Genomic DNA, 17,820 nt, shown 5'->3' with positions numbered 1-17,820 from the left:
GGAAATATTCAGCTCCTGCTCGTGGTTCGCAGGCATGGAAAACGATTGCTAAACGTCGCAGTTCTGTCGAAAGAGTAAATGGCTATCTTAAGGAGTTTTTCCAGCTTAATAATGTTCGTTACCGTACAGGAAAACGTGCAAAAGCTCACTTTGATTTAGTGACGCTTATTTATAATGCATCAAAACTAGCAGCAGATCGTTTAGGCTCATTCCTAAAGCAATATCAAATAGCATAAAAAATTTTTAAGACAAATATTGAAATTCTGGTCGTGTTTGATTTTTTAAAAAGAGCAATTATGAAATTGATTCACGTACGTCTATTTATAAAGCTATATAAACACTATCGCTTATTTGTGATTAAAGTAATTACCAATGGATGCCTCTATTTTAGCGTTCTTTACATCGACATTTGATATTTGAATAAGTGACACATAATCCGTTACCACGCGCTCATCTTCTTCATCTTCCGCTTCAGCTAACACACCAATCGCTTTAACTTCTGCTTCAAACTCTTTCAGTAAACTACGCATGCCATCAATTGTTCCGCCTGCCTTCATAAAGTCATCAATGATACACACTTTCGCCCCTTGTTTTAAACTTCGCTTTGTCAGTACCATCGTCTGAATTTTTTTCGATGACCCAGAGACATAGTTGATACTAACAGTTGACCCCTCAGTAATCTTCGGGTCTCGCCTAACAATAACGACCGGGACATTCAAGAAACTCGCCACAGCATATGCAAGGGGAATACCTTTTGTTGCGACAGTAACAACGGCATCTAAGTCAAGATTTGTAAAAGCACTTGCAAAAAGGCGACCAATTTCACGTACTGTTTGTGGCTCACCAAGTAAATCACTCATAAACAAATAGCCCCCTGGCAAAATTCGCGTAGGGTCCTCTAAACGTTTCGCTAATGCTGTTAAGAAAACTTGACTTTTATTATCGGCCACGTTTGGAATATAACGAATGCCACCCGCAGCACCAGAAATAGATTCTAAATATCCGATACCCTCTTGCTTTAGCATATTATTCATGATTGTGAGATCCTCACTAATCGATGATTTTGCTGCTTGATACCGCTCAGAGAAAAACGGTAAAGAAATTAATTCCATTGGATGTTCAAGGACGTACTCTGTCATCCCAATTAACCGATCACTACGTTTCATGCTTCCACCTCAAAACCGAATATTTTGAAGTAAATATAACATTTTATACGGATTTTAGCAAGAGAAAACACGAAAATCTTAAATATTCTTCGGTTTTTAAGCAACAAAAAAAAGCAGTAACAAATTACTGCTCTAATGCGACCATATGGTCTTCATTGATGAAGTTTAACTCCACTGTTTCTGTTAAAATATCCGCATAACTGTATGAAACGCGTTCGAACGCATTTTCATCTTGATCCAATGCGACCACAAAGACTGACCGGTACGTTTCTTCCAGCGTTCCAAACCGTTCGACTGTCTTCTTTCTTCCGCCATTTGCAATCAGCTTCAAGCGTTTTCCAATCTGACTATCTAAACTACGTTTAATCTCAACCAGCGTTTTCGCCACTACACTTCACCTCACTTTGTTCATTATAGCACGAACAAAAAATGAAGTCAATAAAATTATTTATTATAACAGTAATTAAATTTACTTGTCAATATAAATTTCTCCTTTTCTATGACTTAAGTTATTATTCTAAGATTCTGATAATAAAACTTTCGCCTTAGATTCAATGTGTATCAACTGTTTTTGCCGGTTATGACGAAGATGTGAACGTTTTATCATTGATTGGTTCTTCTATTAATGGCATGCCCGTTCGAAAAAAGCCCCGTGTTTCGATTCCACCAATCCCTTCTGACTTAGACAACGTATGTTGAATTAAGTCTTCTGGTGTGACCCGGTCCATAAACGACGTATAACATACCTTGGCTGCAATATAGACAGGGTCTAACGCGTGAATATTGACACGTTCTGGAGAGGAAGCAAAGTTTGCTCCTGCACGGATAAGTGATTGAAAATGCGATTGACACGCCCCCGCAAAAATAACCAATTGATCCAAGTGTCGTTCAATCTTACGAATCGCTCGAACTGTCTCAACAAAATCTTTTGTATGTCGGTACGCTTTTAATTCATTGGGTTTACCCTTTTTTTCTGAATAACTATCATGTCCTGTTATAACTACTATATCTGGACTGATTTTCTCTATCAAGTCCCCAACCACAGTCGCCATATCTTGTTCTTTGACATAAAGACCATGTACATGAATACCTAATTTTTGATACACTTTAATACACTTTTTTAAATAGTTTTGGTCACCATCTAGATGTAACACCTTTGCCGGTAGCAAAAAAGCTCGCTCTTCATTGATGCGGCGTGATGTGTGCTTCAACTTCATTAACTGATAATCTTGTTTAAATAACCGAAAAGCATAATCCTTTGCCTCCCGTGATTTTTCCGTCATTTCCACTCTCAAGGCTTCATCCACTTTCACAACATCACATACCGACGCATCCGCGATAAGTCGAACATCTTCACCAGCAAGTAACACACCTGCTTCGGACACGTCGATCACACGAAAAACTGTATCGTGGTTATAACTCTTTCGGGTAATTAAATCACCTACTGCAATATCCATGTATCCACCTCCAATTTACCTCACCTCATTAGTGTATGCATATAAAAATAGGAGGTGAAAAAACCCTAACGATAACCGTTAGGGGGAAGATTAAGAGGATTGTTGAGCTGTATACAATATGTTGGCCAAGTCTGCAAATTCTTTCATCGTGAGTGACTCTGCTCGTCTCGTTAAGTCTAAATGAATCGATTCAGCTAATGATTCAATCACATCTTTTGTTAAGGAGCCTTTAAAGTGTCTCGTAAGATTGTTTCTAAGCGTCTTTCTGCGCTGCTGGAACGTCGCTTGAATTAAATCAAAGAAGTACGTTTCATCAATCACATCGACTGGTGGGCTCTCTCTAAATGCTAAATGGAGAATTGCTGAATCTACATTTGGTTGGGGCATAAAAACTGTTTTTGGTACGATAAAAAGTACAGCTGCTTCTGTGTAGTACTGAACAGCCAACGACAATGACCCATAGCTTTTCGTGTTAGGTTTCGCGCTCATTCTTTCTGCCACTTCTTTTTGAATCATAACTGTCATACTCTCAAGAGGCAAATGATTCATCAAGACTTTCATGATGATCGGCGTTGTAACATAATAAGGCAAGTTAGCAACCAACTTTAGTGGTTGCTTCTTACCAAAATAATCGTTAATTATCGGCTCAATATCCGCAGAAAGAATATCTTCAAATACAACTTTCACATTGTCGTAATCTTCCAATGTTTCTGCTAAAATCGGCTCTAGACGCTGGTCAATTTCAAAAGCAAGCACATTTTTTGCATCAATCGCTAACTGTTCTGTCAACGCACCCATACCAGGACCTATTTCAATAACCCCTGTCTCTTTTGTCACTCCTGCTTTTTTTGAGATGTTCTCTAATACATTCACATCTATCAAAAAGTTTTGTCCTAAGCTTTTCTTAAAATGAAACCCAAATTGATTTAAATAGTGCTTCGTCATTGATGGTGTGGCAATTCGTTTTTCTTTAGACATCCCATTTCTCCTTTTGTATCTGTTTCATAGCTTGCTCAAGTTGAACTTTCGTAATATGAAACATCGTTAATCTTTTAAGTAATTGCTTACCATTGGCATAGCCGATTTTCAAATAGCTCGTCAACGCTTCTCGCTTTTCTTTAGCATGCGCCCCACCCACAAGACCATACCTCATCAAATCTTCTTTAGTAATATCCGATACGTGAGCCTTTCTTAACTCATATACAGATTTTAACGCGAGCTGTATCGCTTCTTTTGAAGCATGCTCAATTCCAATGCCACGATTGAGTTTATCACGCGCATCAGATTTCTTTAAAAACGCATGCTTACAACCCGGTACGTGTTGATCAACGATACTTCTAATACGCTGCCCCGGATAGTCTGGGTCTGTAAATACAATCACCCCACGCAATTCTTGCGCATGTTTTATTTGAGTCAATATTTGTTTATTAATAGCCGAACCGTTTGTTTCAATAGTATCCGCTTCGACCGCTTGTTTAATTTTAGCTGTATCGTCTTTTCCTTCAACAACAATGACTTCTTTTATCTGCATCGAGTCATCCCCTTAATTGATTCATTCTTCCCTAGTATAGCTTAATCTCTTCTCCCGTGCACCCGAAAAAGAAAAAAAGCCTTACCTACCACTTAGGTAGATAAGACGTTAAGAACTATTCAACAATAGTCAGTTTCACTGTGCGTCGACCAAATTGTCTCGCTGCACTAACTGAGCGCATATGCAAGTCAATTTTATTTCCTTTGATTGCGCCACCAGTGTCGCGTGCTACGGCATAGCCATAGCCTTCTACATAGACTCTTGTGCCTAATGGTATCACTGATGGGTCAACCGCTATAACACCGTCTGGGTTAGCTTTTAAGTTATATCCCGTCGCAGTTAAACCACGACCATCACATGTCGCACAGTTCCAGTTATAAGCTGTTGCTTCCATCGTTATGGTTTTACCGGAGACAGCTTTTCTTGATGACGTACCACGTGAAGGTGCCTGTTGGATTACTTTCGTTCCAACAGCAACTATACGTTGACTTGCTTCTTTTTTTACTTCTTCACTTTCTAATTCTCGTGAAACTTCTTTTCCATTTTCCATGACAACTGTATAGCGCTTCTCAATAAGACCATTTGATCCAGCTTCAATTACTTCTTCTTTTCCTTTTGTTATTGAGCTGTCATTTCGACGTACAGTTGAAAAAGCAACTGCTTCTTCAACAACGTCTGTCACTTCTTCTACTCGAATGACACTGATCGCCATATCTTCTTTGATTGCTTCATCTACACTTGGTTCTACACGATCAAGTTCAGATAGTTCAATAGCCGCTTCATCAAGTAAATCTTTCACTGTTTCTTCTGTTGTATAAACTTCTTCTGATTCATTCGTGCCGTCAGTTACTGTAACTTTCACTGCACGATTGATATCAAGTGTTAACTTGTCTTCAATTGCTGCCGCTTCATCGACACTTAGTACATCGTGAGACTGCAGAGTAATCGCTTCTTCTTGAAGAAACTCCCCAACAGTATCCGCTGTTGTCATATATGTGGTTGTTTGTGCATCGTCATTTACGACAACTTCAACCGCTTCTTTATATTCTATACTCATATCTGACGTAATTTCTGTTGTAAGTTCGTGCGAGAGATAGTCATCGTTTCCTAATTGTATCTCTAACTCTTCTAATAATGCTTCGACTGTTTGAGCACGCGTAACAACTGTTTCTGTTTCACCATTATGTGTGAACTCAACATCTGCCTTCGTAACTTCTAACCATGTAAAACCAACTACGACAAGTAAAAGTAGTACGGTTACGATAGGCATAAATACTTTATGCTTTAGGCCAGACAAAAGCTTGGACTTTAGATTCATTAAAAAATGCCTCCTTTTAATGTGCGTCTAGATTATAGCTGGATTAAAAGGAGGTGTCAAACAACCAAAAAGGCGATTATGACAACAAAAACGCTGATTTATCAACGTTTCAAGCAATGTAACCGCTGTTATGACAAGTAAATTAAGAAAAGGTTACAAAATAGGCCATTCGTTACACAATCGTAATATTCCTTGTTTTTGTATAAGAAGACACTTAAATGCCAAATAATCTTTCTGCATTCTCAGTTGTTGTTCTTTCAACCTCTTCAATGGTTGTTTCGCGTAATGACGCTATTTCCTCAGCTACCAGACGCACATACATCGGTTCATTACGTTTTCCCCGATGGGGATGCGGGGCAAGGAATGGACAATCTGTTTCAATAAGTAGACGATCACTCGGGATTATCTTCGCAACTTCTTTAGGTGCTTTCGCATTTTTAAAAGTTACCGGTCCACCGAGCGAAATATAAAAATTCATGTCAAGACATGGCTGGACATGTTTAACTTCTCCAGCAAAACAGTGCATAATACCGCCGACTTCTTCAGCTTGTTCTTCTTGAAGCAACTGAATCACATCATCAGTTGCTTCACGATTATGGATAATAATTGGCAACTTAACTTTCTTTGCTAGTGCTATTTGTTTCCTGAAGACATTCTTTTGCACATCTTTTGGTGACTTATCCCAGTAATAATCGAGGCCCATCTCACCTAAGGCAACGACTTTTTCGTGTCCTGCTAATTCTTCTAACCACCGTAAATCGTCATCGGTAAAATCAATAGCATCTACTGGATGCCAACCAACCGCAGCATAAATATACGAATAAGTCTCAGCTAATTCTATTGCTTTTTTAATCGTTTGATGATCAAAACCAACGACCACCATTTTTTCAACACCTGCTGCTTTCGCACGCGCAATAACCGCTTCTCGATCTTCATCAAATTGTTCAATATTTAAATGGACATGTGTATCAAATAACATCGTATCTCTCCCTTATAAACAGGTATTTATTTGGCTTATATTCATGATGAAAAAGAGTCATTCACCTAAAAAGGTGAGCTGACTCTTTTATCATTTTGGTTATTTTACCACTGAACCGTTCGGTAAGTCTGTGTCCTGTACCGTTGTTAACGATAAATTACCCTCCGGGTCCTCTCCTGTTAAAATCATACCTTGTGACAACTCACCGCGTAACTTCACTGGCTTTAAGTTTGCAACAACAATGACTTTTTTACCGACTAACGCTTCGGGTTCATAGTATTTTGCGATACCTGAAATAATTTGGCGTTTTTCATGACCTAAGTCAACATGAATCTTTAATAACTTATCTGCTTTTTTCATCTTCTCTGCTCTAATTACTTCTGCTACGCGTAAATCTAGTTTTAAGAAATCATCAAATGCGATTTCTTCTTTTATTGGTTCTAATTCAGTCTGTTTATCTTCGACAGGTTTTGTCATCATTTGTTTAATTACCTGTACTTCTTCTTCAACATCTAGACGTGGGAAGATTGGCCCTTGCTTATCCACACGTGTACCTGCTTTTACTAACCCAAACGCTCTCAGCGTTTCAAATGATTGTAACGCCTCTTCTACTACTCCTAGTTGACTAAAGATTTTACTTGGTGTCTCAGTAAGGAATGGACGTAAAAGAATCGCTGTTCGCCGTAAACTATCAACCAGATGTGCCATAACATTACCGAGACGGGCTTTTTTGTCCTCATCCTTAGCTAATACCCATGGCTCATTTTCATCAATATATTTATTTGTTCGGCTAATATACTGCCATATCGTACTTAATGCCACACTAAACTGCATGTGATCCATCGCTTCTTCAAAAGCTGTGACCGTTTCTTCTGCCATTGACTCGAGTGCTCGATCAACATCTGTTTCCCCTTTAACAAAGGCAGGGACTGCTCCATCAAAATATTTATCAATCATCGCTACCGTACGATTTAATAAATTACCTAGATCATTGGCTAAGTCGAAGTTAATCCGATCCACAAAACCTTCCGGCGTGAAGACGCCATCAGAACCAAAAGGTACTTCTCGTAGTAAATAATAGCGTAAGGCATCTAAACCATAACGGTCCGTTAATGAAATCGGATCAACAACGTTACCTTTTGATTTAGACATCTTACCATCTTTCATCAAAATCCATCCGTGCGCAAATACTTGTTTTGGTAATGGTAAATCTAGTGCCATCAACATAATTGGCCAATAAATAGTGTGGAATCTAACAATTTCTTTACTCATTAAGTGAACGTCAGCTGGCCAATATTTATTGAATAGTTCATCATTATCAGTATTGTATCCAAGTGCTGTAATATAGTTGGATAAGGCATCTATCCATACATAGATAACGTGTTTAGCATCTCCTGGCACTTTAATTCCCCAGTCAAATGTTGTTCTAGACACAGCCAGGTCTTCAAGTCCCGGCTTAATGAAGTTATTAATCATCTCATTCTTACGACTTTCAGGTTGGATAAAGTCAGGATTTTGTTCATAGTACTCTAACAACCGATCAACATACTTACTCATTTTAAAGAAATATGATTCTTCTTTCACCACTTCCACTGGCCCACCACAATCTGGACAGTTACCTGATTCAAGTTGACGTTCTGTAAAGAAAGATTCACACGAAGTGCAGTACCAACCTTCGTATTCATCTAAATAAATATCCCCTTGATCAAGGAGTTGCTTAAAAATCTTTTCAACGACTTCTTTATGACGAGCTTCCGTTGTTCGAATAAAATCCGTATGGGAGATATCAAGCTTATCCCATAATACTTGGATGCCACTCACAATCTCATCAACATAAGCTTGGGGAGTTACACCCTTTTCATCAGCTTTCTTTTGAATCTTTTGGCCATGCTCATCTGTGCCGGTTAAATACCTAACATCAAACCCTTTTAAGCGCTTATAACGAGAAATCGCATCTCCCGCAACAGTTGTATATGCGTGCCCAATGTGTAAATGACCACTTGGATAATAAATTGGTGTTGTAATATAAAATGTTTTTTTCTCTGACATCGGTCATTCCTCCTTCAATATGTGTAAACGTTCGTAATTTAAGTTGACGTATATCTTTATATTGTAGCGTTTTTACTGCCAATTTTCCATCGTTATTATTTGATTTCTTGCGAACATCGTCATTTCCACGTCATGCCGATGAATTTAAAACTTGATAATACTTAAACCACTAGGTGTATTTGACCGCTACCTATACGCACTTTACTTCCAATACTTTAGAGGTTGAACGTTTATATTAAATGATTTAAGATAGACGTTTTTTCGTTTTAAATGATATAAAAGGGAAAATCGATAATTTTTTATCCGTTTATTTAATGATAGACTACTTACTTTCCTTTTTATTTCTAAAAATAGTTTTTTTCAATTGACACATATAGAAATTAATGGTATCTTGTATTATAGGTATTGTCGAAATATACCAAACTATTAATAAAGGGGAGTTTTTCTTATGAAATCAACAGGTATTGTTCGTAAAGTAGACGAACTAGGACGCGTCGTTATTCCAATTGAATTACGTCGTACATTAGGTATTGCAGAAAAGGATGCATTAGAAATTTATGTTGATGATGAGCGTATCATTCTTCAAAAATACAAGCCAAGCATGACTTGCCAAGTTACTGGTGAAATTTCTGATGACAACTTAACATTAGCTGATGGTAAATTGATTCTTTCACCAGAAGGTGCAAAAGCACTTGTCGATGAAATCAACAAATCATTAACAAAATAATAATCATCTACAAAGAACTGTTTCCAATTAGGGGGAAACAGTTCTTTTTTTTGCTTTCCAAACATGTTATTTAATAACATGTTTGGAAACAGGGTTACTCCTTGTGTTAAACTAATATTATTGGAGTGATGTTATTACTATGTAAGGAGTGAAGTTATGCAATTTAACTTAATGGAACGGACATTTATAAATAGTGAAGTATTACGACACGGTAAACAGTTGAGTGTATGTTATCTTTTAGTCATTTTCTTTGGGTTTCTAGGCTTACATCGTTTTTACTTAGAAGAAAAAACGACCGCTTTTATTCAATTATTCATGACCCTTACCGGTTTATTAACACTTTTTTTCCTCGTAGGCTATTTAATTTTGATGCTTGTTGCCTTATGGTTAATCATTGATGCTTTCTGGATTTTAGGTAAGGTCGAGGCATACAATCATCACCTTGAAGACACGTTAAAAGCATTTGTATCAAAACAACGTAAAGATGACGCCATACATTAACAAATTAGTCAATGATAAAAAGCCGTTGATTCTTTAGACGTCTACTTAAGAACCAACGGCTTTTATAGTTAAAGTCACCTTGTAAAGTCATGCGTCTACGTGATAAATTTGGTAAATATCGCGTTTAGGTTGTTTCCGGTCAACCGCTACTTTTTTAATTGCTTCTTTATTCTTTAAACCCTCGTTCATATAGTGATCCACATGATCCGGAATGGATAACTCTTCCCACCAATTATCTTCGGCTAGTTCTTCTTTTCTACCTTCAATAACAATGCAGCATTCCCCTTTTATTTCTTTGCTGAGAGACCACTCCACCACATCTTTAATAGGACCGCGGCTAAATTCTTCAAATCGTTTGGTTAGCTCCCGCCCAACAGCCACCTGTCTATCACCTAAAAAGGCTTGAATCGCCTTTAAAGTTTCGCTTAGACGGTACGGTGACTCATACAAAATAATTGTAGCCGTTTGCTTATTTATTTCTTCAAAAGCTGTTTTTATATCTTTGTTTTTTCGGGGCAAAAAACCATAAAAAAAGAAATGACTTGTCGGTAAACCTGAACCAACAAGCGCACAAAGGGCGGCATTCGCACCAGGTAAAACGATACAATCCAACTGGTGCTTAATCGCTTGTTTAATCAAAACTTCTCCTGGGTCAGATATGCCCGGCATGCCCGCATCACTGACAAGGGCAAATGTAATACCTTGATTTAACTCTGTTAAAATATGATCAATTTTTTTTTGATCACTATGTTCGTGGTAGCTAACTAACGGAGTAGTGATATCAAAATGATTCAGTAACTTTTTCGTGTTACGGGTATCTTCAGCGAGTATTTTATCGGCCGTTTTCAATGTGTCTAACGCACGCAATGTAATATCTTGCAAGTTCCCAATAGGTGTTGGTACAATATATAATTTACCCTTAGCTGTTTCTTCATAACTTTTCTGAGTCCACATCGATATTGCCTCCTTGTTTGATAAGTGCGTCCTTTTGATACCTGGATAATTGCTTGATTCGGTATTCTTCTTTTAACGCATCGGTTTTTGAGTCGTACACATGAGCGTATCTTAGCACGAGTGGACCTCGCCCTCTTGTGTACTTCGCACCTTTTCCTAATTGGTGCTGGGTAATTCGGTAATGCAACCGATTAGTATAGCCTGTATATAAGGTATGATCACGACATTCTAAAATATAGACACAGTGTTTAGTAGACAAGTTGTAAATACTCCTTTGTATACTGACCATCCCCATTAAACACATAAAAAGGCGGCAATACTTTAAGTGCTTTTCGCCCATCACGCACAGCTTCAACTAAAAGAATATTTGCCTCTTTCCCCTGTCTTGGGTAAACCAACTGCATCCGCTTTGGTTCAAGTTTATATTGACGCATAAGTGATAGAATATCGACAAGACGATCTGGTCGATGCACTAATGCCATCTTTCCACCAGATTTCGTTAATTTACTTGCTGATTCAATCACCATCTCAAGTGTAGTCATCACTTCATGACGCGCGATGGTCAAATGTTCATTTAAATTATAGTGGTCACCACTAGGTGTATCAAAATACGGTGGGTTTACCGTGACCAAATCAAATTTATCATTTTTATACATGGCTGGCATATCTTTTAAGTCACCGAGCCGCATCGTAATTTGATTTTGTTTTCCGTTAAGTTCGATACTACGCACAGCCATATCATATAGTCTAGGTTGGATTTCTACCGCATCAATAGGTTGAGATGTGTAGCGACTCATAAGAAGTGGAACAACCCCATTCCCGCTACATAAATCGATAATCTTTCCACGCGTTTTGGGTAATGAACTAAAATGTGCCAACAACACGGCATCAATTGAATATGAGAAAACGGATGGACTCTGAATAATACGCATCGATTCATCCGTAAATAAATAGTCAATACGCTCATCTTCATTAATCTGCACTTACTTACACCACGCTTCCTGAAAAAAAGACTGGCATCTTTGAAAGATCCCCAGCCTTTTTGTTTACTCTTTTGTTTTATTTAAGAATGATAAGCAAAATAGGCAATCCTCATTTTGACGGGGACTTCCAAAGTGTACATTACAAATGTGGAATCCCTCTTCATACAAGCGAGCCAAGTTATCGTACCCTTCACCAATATTCTCAATTGCTCTTTTTTGATTTGTTGTGCTGTCATCACGTTCTGATTCTTCTTCAATCGATTGATCGAGGCGTTGACGTAGGTGATGATTTTCATGCGCCAATCGATGATTTTCTTCTAATAACTCACTTAAATGTATTTTTAAGTCGCCTAATTGCTGGTACAGTTGACCAATCTGCTCTTCCATATCTGACACTTGTTCAAAGACTTCTTTTGTGTTCATGTTCACCTCACCCACCACCTTTTCTCATTATGACGTTGTTAAGACACCTGCTTCAATCAATTCGTCTAATGTATAATCAACGATGCGTTCAAGCTCTTTAATATCTACACGAATCATACGTTCTAAGATATTGAGACCGACCACGCGACCACGACCTAGTGGTGTTGTTATTTTTTGACCTAAGTCAGGTAATTCACGTTTTGCTTGTTCATATTCATCGTTTTCATATTTTAAACAACACATTAAACGACCACATAAACCAGATATTTTCGTAGGATTAAGTGATAAGTTTTGATCCTTTGCCATTTTAATAGATACGGGTTCAAAATCACCTAGAAATGTTGAACAACAAAGCATGCGCCCACATGGACCAATACCTCCAAGTAATTTCGCCTCGTCTCTTACACCAATTTGTCGCAATTCAATACGTGTTTTAAAAACCGCGGCTAAGTCTTTTACCAACTCACGAAAATCCACTCGGCCATCTGCGGTAAAGTAAAATATAACTTTATTACGATCGAAAGTATATTCCACATCTACTAAATTCATATCCAACTTATGATCTTTAATCTTCTTTTCACACGTTGCATAAGCTTCTTTAGCATTTTCTTTATTTTCTATCACCACGTGTTTATCTTTTTCTGTTGCTAAACGAATAACTTTTTTCAAAGGCAAGACAACATCGCCTTCATCTACTTGCTTCTTCGCAAGAACGACTTTACCAAACTCCACACCTCTTGCGGTTTCAACGATGACATAATCATCTTTATTTATCTCAAAGCCTGTAGGATCAAAATAATAAATTTTTCCTACTTTTTTAAATCTGACTCCAATCACTTCTACCATTTATATTCACCTCTGCATCTGCAGTGTTAGTTGTTCCATCACAAGTGTTGGATGGGTATGTTGATTTAGTTTACGTTTGGCTTGTGTAATGGCTGTTAAAATATTGACAAGATCTATTCTCCGATAACGTAAACTCGCTTGTTCAAGTTGATCTTTATAACTAAGCAAAACAAGATGTTCAATATCGCCAATGTGTAAATACATTAAATCTTTAAACCAATATAATAATAAATCTAAGCCCATAAGTAATTTGTCACGATCATCGAAATGATTCATCCAGTTCTTTTCAACAAATAATAAGGCTTCTTCTGGTTTATCTATTAACAGCTGCATTAATTGTACCATTAATTTTCGCGCTTCTGCAAACCACTCATCTTGGTCTAATGCTTTTGCTTGATCTAATTGTGGGGCAACAGCTTGAAAAAGCCTGGCGTTTTCTGGCGTCACACCGCTCTCAATAAGCGCTTGCTCAATGGCTTGACCTGATAGTGGTCTTAACGCTATAACCTGACATCTTGAGCGAATTGTATCAAGTAATTGTTGTTGATTCTTCGTGAGAAGAATCGCCGTCGTTTCTTGACTAGGTTCTTCCAAAAATTTCAGAAGTCGATTGGCTGCATTGACTGTCATCAAATCCGCATCTTCTATAATATAAACTTTCCGGTTAGATTCGACACCAGAATAAGTGAATTCACGTTGTAACGCTTCAATTTGTTCTTTTTTTATTGATAGACCATCTGGTTTTATCCAATGTAAATCAGGATAGTTCCCTGAGATAACACGCTTACAATCACGACATGTAAGACATGGCTCTATCGTATCTGTTTCTTGACAAAACAATCGAAGAGCAAGCGTTTGAGCTATCGCTCGCTTTTTCGTCCCTGAATCGCCATGAATTAAATAGGCATGAGCAATCCTTTGATTAGTAATCATTTGCTTTAACATTCTCACAGCCACTGGCTGTACGTGTTCTAATTCTTCAAATCGTTGCATATCAGCCACCTAACTTCTACGTGATAAAAAAGAGTGAGATCAGTGATCGTCACTCTCACGTTCTTCCGTTATTTTAGCATATTTCTATCCCAAATTGTTTTATGAATACAAATTAATCAATAATCCTTTAATCTCACCAATCAAACCTAATAAGTCAATCGATTTCGCACCATCAGAAGTGATTTCTTCCGTCATTTCCAGCAATTTTCCATCAATCGTTTTCACAATATGCAGTTGCCTATTTGTTCCTTCAAAATTAAAACTATGATGGTGAGTTAAGTCTAATCCCTTTGATGTCGAATCTTTAATAAAACTTTTAACCATTCGTTTGTATTTAGCCATTTCTCTAAGCGTACGGTAGCGAATTAACTTATCGCCTTGCTTTTTAATTTCCTCCAATTGCTGCTCTAAAGGAAATGTCTTTAATTTATCCGCTTGTGTTTGGACCAGTTTTTGAAAATCTACCGATCTTGACGTTGGCAGTGGCTGTTGACGCTGGCTTTTTTCAATTTGACTTAGAATGTCTTTATTTATTTTCATGCCGCTGTCATCCTTTATATTTTAGAACTGGAAGAAACTATCGACTGGTACGACAAAGACTGTGGCACCGCCAACTTCAATATTAATCGGACGTGGAATATATGAATCAGCAGTCCCACCCATAGGTGATATAGGCGCTACCATTTGTTCACGGTGGCTTGATTTATTTTTAATGATATCTAACGCCTCATCAACTGCCTCATCATCGCAACCAATCATCAGTGTCGTGTTTCCTTCTTTTAGAAAACCTCCGGTTGTTGATAACTTTGTTGTTTTGAATTCTTTATCCGCTAGCGCATCAAGCAAGCGATGACTATCCTTATCCTGAATAACCGCAATAATTAATTTCATCTTCCATTCCTCCATTGTTTATCCGTCGTATTACTGATTGATATGACTAATCACTTCATTTAATGCAAGTTCTGTAACTTCTTCTATTGTTAAATCAGCACGAATGGGGTGAATGCGATCAGAAAATCGTTCCGCTAGTATTTGGTAACCTTTATAAACTTTTTCATGAAAGGCGCGTGTTTCTAAATCTAAACGGTTTTGTTCTCTTTCGCTATTTGTTTCAATACGTTTGAGTCCAATTTCTGGATTAAGTTTAAACCACAATGTTAAAGATGGCATGCATGCATCAATCGCAAACTGATTAATCGTATAAATTTGATCAATTCCTAAACCTCTTGCATATCCTTGATAGGCAAGGCTTGAATCAATAAAGCGATCACACAAGACGATGGTTCCGTCTGTTAAAGCGGGCTGGACTTTCTCAACAAGATGCTGACGGCGAGCGGCTGCATAGAGTAAGGCTTCTGTTTTGGCATCCATGGCGGTGTGGTTAGTATCAAGAATGATATGACGTATCGCCTCAGAAATTTGTATCCCACCCGGTTCACGAGTTGTTAAGACGTTATAATCTAAGGCACGCAGCTTTTCTGCCACACGCGCTAATACTGTTGATTTACCAGCACCTTCTCCGCCTTCAAATGTTATAAATTTTCCGTCCACTTTTATTATATCTCCTTTATGACATACACCCCTTGAGTGATATGGTTATTTTGAAAATGGATTTTTTGCGCAAGTAATTGTCTGATTTCTTCTATGTCCTCTTTAGTTATTCTTTGCCCTTTTAAGACTAAAGGAATACCTGGTGGATAAGGAATAATAGACTCATATGCCACGTAATTAATCGCGTCATTTAATGAAACAAAGACCGGTTTAAAGCTGGCAAGCGTTTGATAATCACATACAAGTTTTGTAAGGGGGTGTCGGACCTTTTTTCTTACTACTTTCATTGTATCATGTTTTGCTTGTTTTTTTAACGTATGATTAACGTAGTTAACGGCATATTGCAACTTTTCTTGCTCAGTAAACGGCGCTAAACCATGAACAAAGACTAAATCTTGATCTGTAATAAATTCTAAGTAGATACCAGCGGTTCGAAAAGCTGCTTCAATGGCCTTTGTCGTATAGCTTAATTTAGGTTGTAACGTTATTTTAAGCGGATCAACTGTAGTATACTCTTTAATCAAATAGGCACTCTCTAAGCCACTTAAAATGCTTCTCACAGCTTTTACTGATGCCATCACTTGATCTAACAATGCTGTGGTTTGTGATGCAAGAAAGGCACGCGTTACATCTAGGCTAGCCATCAATAAATACGATGGGCTACTAGACTGCAACATTTGTAAGTAGTGTTTCAAACAATGCGTTTCACCTTTATAATGGCGACTGACGTGCAAGTATGCTGTTTGTGTTAATGCTGGAGCCATTTTATGTGCTGACTGTACAACGAAATCCGCACCTAGTGATAATGCAGAAGCAGGAAAACAGGGATAATTTAATGACAAATGAACCCCATGCGCTTCATCAACAAGCATCAGCGCACCACGCGTATGAACATAACTAATCAATGTTTCAAGATCAAACGTTGTCCCGTAGTAATCAGGATACGTAACAATCATCGCTTTGATTGGATAATCTGTGAACGCTTGTTGAATATCTGTAAATAACGGAACCGTCATCCTATTCAGTGTTTCATCATAAGCTGGTTCAATAAAGATAGGACAGGCCTTACTTAACTCTAATGCATTAACAACTGATTTATGAACATTTTTAGGCACTAAAATATAGTCACCTGCCGATACTGCCTGAAGAATCATTGCTAAATTCCCAACGGTTGAACCATTAACTAAAAAATATGTCTCACGACTCTCAAAAAAATCTCGAGCCAAAGCAAGCGCATCTTCAATTACCGTTTCCGGCTGATGAAGATCATCTAACCCTGGCAATTCTGTTAAATCATATCGCATCATTTCGCGAAATTTCCCCCATGACACGTTAGGTAATATCGTACCATTTTTATGACCTGGCACATGAAATGAAACAGGCTTTTCCTCTACTATAGCTTGTAGTTTTTCCCACAAGGGGGCTTTTATAGATTTTGACAAAATACACTCCCCTCCTAATTTACTCCTGGTTCTTTATCGACCACAATAATTAATTACATAATGTCTTGATTCTTTCTTGTTATATCATTTAATTACTAATGAAACAAGTAAAAAAGCAATACCCGTATGACTTCATCATTCTTAAAGTCATACGGGTATTGCTAATTATAAGGTAGACATCTGATTGTGTCGTTTACGACATTCGTTTAGCTTATAGACGAGATATTGATAATCACTTGTTTCTGGTTTTAACTTTAATAACTTTTCCTCACAAAGTGGACAAATCAATAAATAATATAGTTTTAAATAATCGGTTGATGCTTCATGACAAAGCGAACACGTCACCTATACCGCCTCCTTTGTCTATCAGTCTTACCACTTTTTTCTGTTTTAAACATATTTTGAACCATCGGCATTTAGAATTCTTTAAATATATAACGATTTTAGAGTTAATTATTTGGGAAGTTTCTTAATTATTAAAAAGGACGCTAACTTAAATAAAGCAAATAAATAAAAACATGGTTACTGCTTAATACAATGAGTAGAAAAAAAGAAAACACCCTTTTAAGAAAAATCTTAAAAGGGTGTTTTAATTGCTTAGCGACGTCCTACTCTCGCGGGGCTTAAGCCCAACTACCATCGGCGCTGAAGAACTTAACTGCTGTGTTCGGCATGGGAACAGGTGTGACCTCTTCGCTATCGTCACTAAACCATATAGGGTTATACCCTGAAAACTAGATAAGAAGTAAACAATCATCAAACAAAAATTTAGTTAAGTCCTCGATCGATTAGTATTCGTCAGCTACACATGTCACCATGCTTCCACCTCGAACCTATCTACCTCATCGTCTCTGAGGGATCTTACTCTTTACAGATGGGAAGTCTCATCTTGAGGGGGGC

General features: G+C 37.7%; 22 protein-coding genes and 2 rRNA genes. 3 read left to right on the top strand and 21 right to left on the bottom strand.

Going from position 1 to position 17,820, the window contains the following annotated elements; translation table 11 throughout:
- Positions 1-236: transposase (locus BM163_RS12765; RefSeq protein ID WP_143088234.1), on the top strand; the 236-nt coding region annotated here is incomplete at its 5' end.
- 111 nt (positions 237-347) lie between these two features.
- Here BM163_RS12765 and purR read toward each other — a convergent pair.
- The 8 genes from purR to metG all read right to left on the bottom strand — a co-directional run bounded on the left by purR (position 348) and on the right by metG (position 8,500).
- Positions 348-1,166, bottom strand: coding sequence for a pur operon repressor (gene purR / locus BM163_RS12760; RefSeq protein WP_089803565.1), 819 nt, complete (start codon positions 1,164-1,166; stop codon positions 348-350).
- Between the two features lie 124 nt (positions 1,167-1,290).
- Positions 1,291-1,554, bottom strand: a complete 264-nt coding sequence (veg, locus tag BM163_RS12755; RefSeq protein WP_089803564.1) for a biofilm formation stimulator Veg — start codon at positions 1,552-1,554, stop codon at positions 1,291-1,293.
- 190 nt (positions 1,555-1,744) lie between these two features.
- On the bottom strand, positions 1,745-2,623 hold the full coding sequence (gene yabG / locus BM163_RS12750; RefSeq protein WP_089803563.1) for a sporulation peptidase YabG: 879 nt from the start codon (positions 2,621-2,623) through the stop codon (positions 1,745-1,747).
- A gap of 90 nt (positions 2,624-2,713) precedes the next feature.
- Entirely contained in the window at positions 2,714-3,601 is an 888-nt protein-coding gene (gene rsmA, locus BM163_RS12745) for a 16S rRNA (adenine(1518)-N(6)/adenine(1519)-N(6))-dimethyltransferase RsmA (RefSeq protein ID WP_089803562.1), read from the bottom strand.
- Positions 3,594-4,154: a ribonuclease M5 gene (gene rnmV / locus BM163_RS12740; RefSeq protein WP_089803561.1), complete on the bottom strand. Its 561-nt coding sequence runs from the start codon at positions 4,152-4,154 to the stop codon at positions 3,594-3,596. The genes rsmA and rnmV overlap by 8 nt, the downstream gene beginning before the upstream one ends.
- 115 nt (positions 4,155-4,269) lie before the next feature.
- A complete protein-coding gene (locus BM163_RS12735) occupies positions 4,270-5,472 on the bottom strand; it encodes a ubiquitin-like domain-containing protein (RefSeq protein ID WP_089803560.1) in 1,203 nt (400 codons plus the stop codon).
- Positions 5,473-5,686: 214 nt separating this feature from the next.
- Positions 5,687-6,451, bottom strand: a complete 765-nt coding sequence (locus BM163_RS12730) for a TatD family hydrolase (RefSeq protein ID WP_089803559.1) — start codon at positions 6,449-6,451, stop codon at positions 5,687-5,689.
- Between the two features lie 99 nt (positions 6,452-6,550).
- Complete coding sequence (metG, locus tag BM163_RS12725; RefSeq protein WP_089803558.1) at positions 6,551-8,500, bottom strand: methionine--tRNA ligase; 1,950 nt, start codon at positions 8,498-8,500, stop codon at positions 6,551-6,553.
- Between the two features lie 448 nt (positions 8,501-8,948).
- Here metG and abrB point away from each other — a divergent pair, with 448 nt between their 5' ends.
- Both abrB and BM163_RS12715 read left to right on the top strand, forming a co-directional pair.
- Entirely contained in the window at positions 8,949-9,227 is a 279-nt protein-coding gene (gene abrB / locus BM163_RS12720; protein WP_089803557.1) for a transition state genes transcriptional regulator AbrB, read from the top strand.
- 156 nt (positions 9,228-9,383) lie between these two features.
- Complete coding sequence (locus BM163_RS12715; protein ID WP_089803556.1) at positions 9,384-9,728, top strand: NINE protein; 345 nt, start codon at positions 9,384-9,386, stop codon at positions 9,726-9,728.
- A gap of 87 nt (positions 9,729-9,815) precedes the next feature.
- Here the strand turns inward: BM163_RS12715 and rsmI are convergent, their stop codons facing one another.
- From rsmI to BM163_RS12650, 13 genes are all read right to left on the bottom strand, one after another.
- Positions 9,816-10,682 (bottom strand): 16S rRNA (cytidine(1402)-2'-O)-methyltransferase, encoded by an 867-nt coding sequence (rsmI, locus tag BM163_RS12710; protein ID WP_089803555.1) that lies wholly within the window; start codon positions 10,680-10,682, stop codon positions 9,816-9,818.
- Positions 10,660-10,941: a GIY-YIG nuclease family protein gene (locus BM163_RS12705; RefSeq protein WP_229675576.1), complete on the bottom strand. Its 282-nt coding sequence runs from the start codon at positions 10,939-10,941 to the stop codon at positions 10,660-10,662. The genes rsmI and BM163_RS12705 overlap by 23 nt, the downstream gene beginning before the upstream one ends.
- On the bottom strand, positions 10,931-11,614 hold the full coding sequence (locus tag BM163_RS12700) for a tRNA1(Val) (adenine(37)-N6)-methyltransferase (RefSeq protein ID WP_089803567.1): 684 nt from the start codon (positions 11,612-11,614) through the stop codon (positions 10,931-10,933). Before BM163_RS12700 ends, BM163_RS12705 begins: the two co-directional genes overlap by 11 nt.
- A 114-nt stretch (positions 11,615-11,728) precedes the next feature.
- On the bottom strand, positions 11,729-12,088 hold the full coding sequence (gene yabA, locus BM163_RS12695) for a DNA replication initiation control protein YabA (RefSeq protein ID WP_089803566.1): 360 nt from the start codon (positions 12,086-12,088) through the stop codon (positions 11,729-11,731).
- 27 nt (positions 12,089-12,115) lie between these two features.
- Positions 12,116-12,934 carry a PSP1 domain-containing protein gene (locus BM163_RS12690; protein WP_089803553.1) on the bottom strand — a complete coding sequence of 273 codons (819 nt, stop codon included), beginning with the start codon at positions 12,932-12,934 and terminating at the stop codon, positions 12,116-12,118.
- 6 nt (positions 12,935-12,940) lie between these two features.
- A complete protein-coding gene (holB, locus tag BM163_RS12685; protein WP_089803552.1) occupies positions 12,941-13,927 on the bottom strand; it encodes a DNA polymerase III subunit delta' in 987 nt (328 codons plus the stop codon).
- 99 nt (positions 13,928-14,026) lie between these two features.
- The gene (locus BM163_RS12680) at positions 14,027-14,467 is read right to left on the bottom strand and encodes a YaaR family protein (RefSeq protein ID WP_089803551.1); all 441 of its coding nucleotides are present in this window, start codon (positions 14,465-14,467) and stop codon (positions 14,027-14,029) included.
- A 21-nt stretch (positions 14,468-14,488) separates the two neighbouring features.
- Entirely contained in the window at positions 14,489-14,818 is a 330-nt protein-coding gene (gene darA, locus BM163_RS12675) for a cyclic di-AMP receptor DarA (RefSeq protein WP_089803550.1), read from the bottom strand.
- A 30-nt stretch (positions 14,819-14,848) separates the two neighbouring features.
- Positions 14,849-15,478: a dTMP kinase gene (gene tmk, locus BM163_RS12670; RefSeq protein ID WP_089803549.1), complete on the bottom strand. Its 630-nt coding sequence runs from the start codon at positions 15,476-15,478 to the stop codon at positions 14,849-14,851.
- A 5-nt stretch (positions 15,479-15,483) separates the two neighbouring features.
- Positions 15,484-16,920 carry an aminotransferase class I/II-fold pyridoxal phosphate-dependent enzyme gene (locus BM163_RS12665; protein ID WP_089803548.1) on the bottom strand — a complete coding sequence of 479 codons (1,437 nt, stop codon included), beginning with the start codon at positions 16,918-16,920 and terminating at the stop codon, positions 15,484-15,486.
- 165 nt (positions 16,921-17,085) lie between these two features.
- The gene (locus BM163_RS12660; protein ID WP_089803547.1) at positions 17,086-17,265 is read right to left on the bottom strand and encodes a sigma factor G inhibitor Gin; all 180 of its coding nucleotides are present in this window, start codon (positions 17,263-17,265) and stop codon (positions 17,086-17,088) included.
- Positions 17,266-17,515: 250 nt separating this feature from the next.
- Positions 17,516-17,630 (bottom strand): 5S ribosomal RNA (gene rrf, locus BM163_RS12655).
- A gap of 58 nt (positions 17,631-17,688) precedes the next feature.
- A 23S ribosomal RNA gene (locus BM163_RS12650) occupies positions 17,689-17,820 on the bottom strand; the annotation flags it as partial.

The sequence above is a fragment of the Halolactibacillus alkaliphilus genome (assembly GCF_900115465.1).
Classification (GTDB): domain Bacteria; phylum Bacillota; class Bacilli; order Bacillales; family Amphibacillaceae; genus Halolactibacillus; species Halolactibacillus alkaliphilus.
This window is presented reverse-complemented; position numbering and strand designations above follow the sequence as displayed.

Coding starts and splice junctions, on each gene's coding strand:
- yabG (WP_089803563.1), bottom strand. CDS start 2,623: ATGGATATTGCAGTAGGTGATTTAATTACCCGAAAGAGTTATAACCAC.
- BM163_RS12715 (WP_089803556.1), top strand. CDS start 9,384: ATGCAATTTAACTTAATGGAACGGACATTTATAAATAGTGAAGTATTA.
- BM163_RS12680 (WP_089803551.1), bottom strand. CDS start 14,467: ATGAAAATAAATAAAGACATTCTAAGTCAAATTGAAAAAAGCCAGCGT.
- rsmA (WP_089803562.1), bottom strand. CDS start 3,601: ATGTCTAAAGAAAAACGAATTGCCACACCATCAATGACGAAGCACTAT.
- abrB (WP_089803557.1), top strand. CDS start 8,949: ATGAAATCAACAGGTATTGTTCGTAAAGTAGACGAACTAGGACGCGTC.
- rnmV (WP_089803561.1), bottom strand. CDS start 4,154: ATGCAGATAAAAGAAGTCATTGTTGTTGAAGGAAAAGACGATACAGCT.
- BM163_RS12730 (WP_089803559.1), bottom strand. CDS start 6,451: ATGTTATTTGATACACATGTCCATTTAAATATTGAACAATTTGATGAA.
- darA (WP_089803550.1), bottom strand. CDS start 14,818: ATGAAATTAATTATTGCGGTTATTCAGGATAAGGATAGTCATCGCTTG.
- holB (WP_089803552.1), bottom strand. CDS start 13,927: ATGCAACGATTTGAAGAATTAGAACACGTACAGCCAGTGGCTGTGAGA.
- purR (WP_089803565.1), bottom strand. CDS start 1,166: ATGAAACGTAGTGATCGGTTAATTGGGATGACAGAGTACGTCCTTGAA.
- rsmI (WP_089803555.1), bottom strand. CDS start 10,682: ATGTGGACTCAGAAAAGTTATGAAGAAACAGCTAAGGGTAAATTATAT.
- BM163_RS12735 (WP_089803560.1), bottom strand. CDS start 5,472: ATGAATCTAAAGTCCAAGCTTTTGTCTGGCCTAAAGCATAAAGTATTT.
- BM163_RS12690 (WP_089803553.1), bottom strand. CDS start 12,934: ATGGTAGAAGTGATTGGAGTCAGATTTAAAAAAGTAGGAAAAATTTAT.
- metG (WP_089803558.1), bottom strand. CDS start 8,500: ATGTCAGAGAAAAAAACATTTTATATTACAACACCAATTTATTATCCA.
- yabA (WP_089803566.1), bottom strand. CDS start 12,088: ATGAACACAAAAGAAGTCTTTGAACAAGTGTCAGATATGGAAGAGCAG.
- BM163_RS12700 (WP_089803567.1), bottom strand. CDS start 11,614: ATGCGTATTATTCAGAGTCCATCCGTTTTCTCATATTCAATTGATGCC.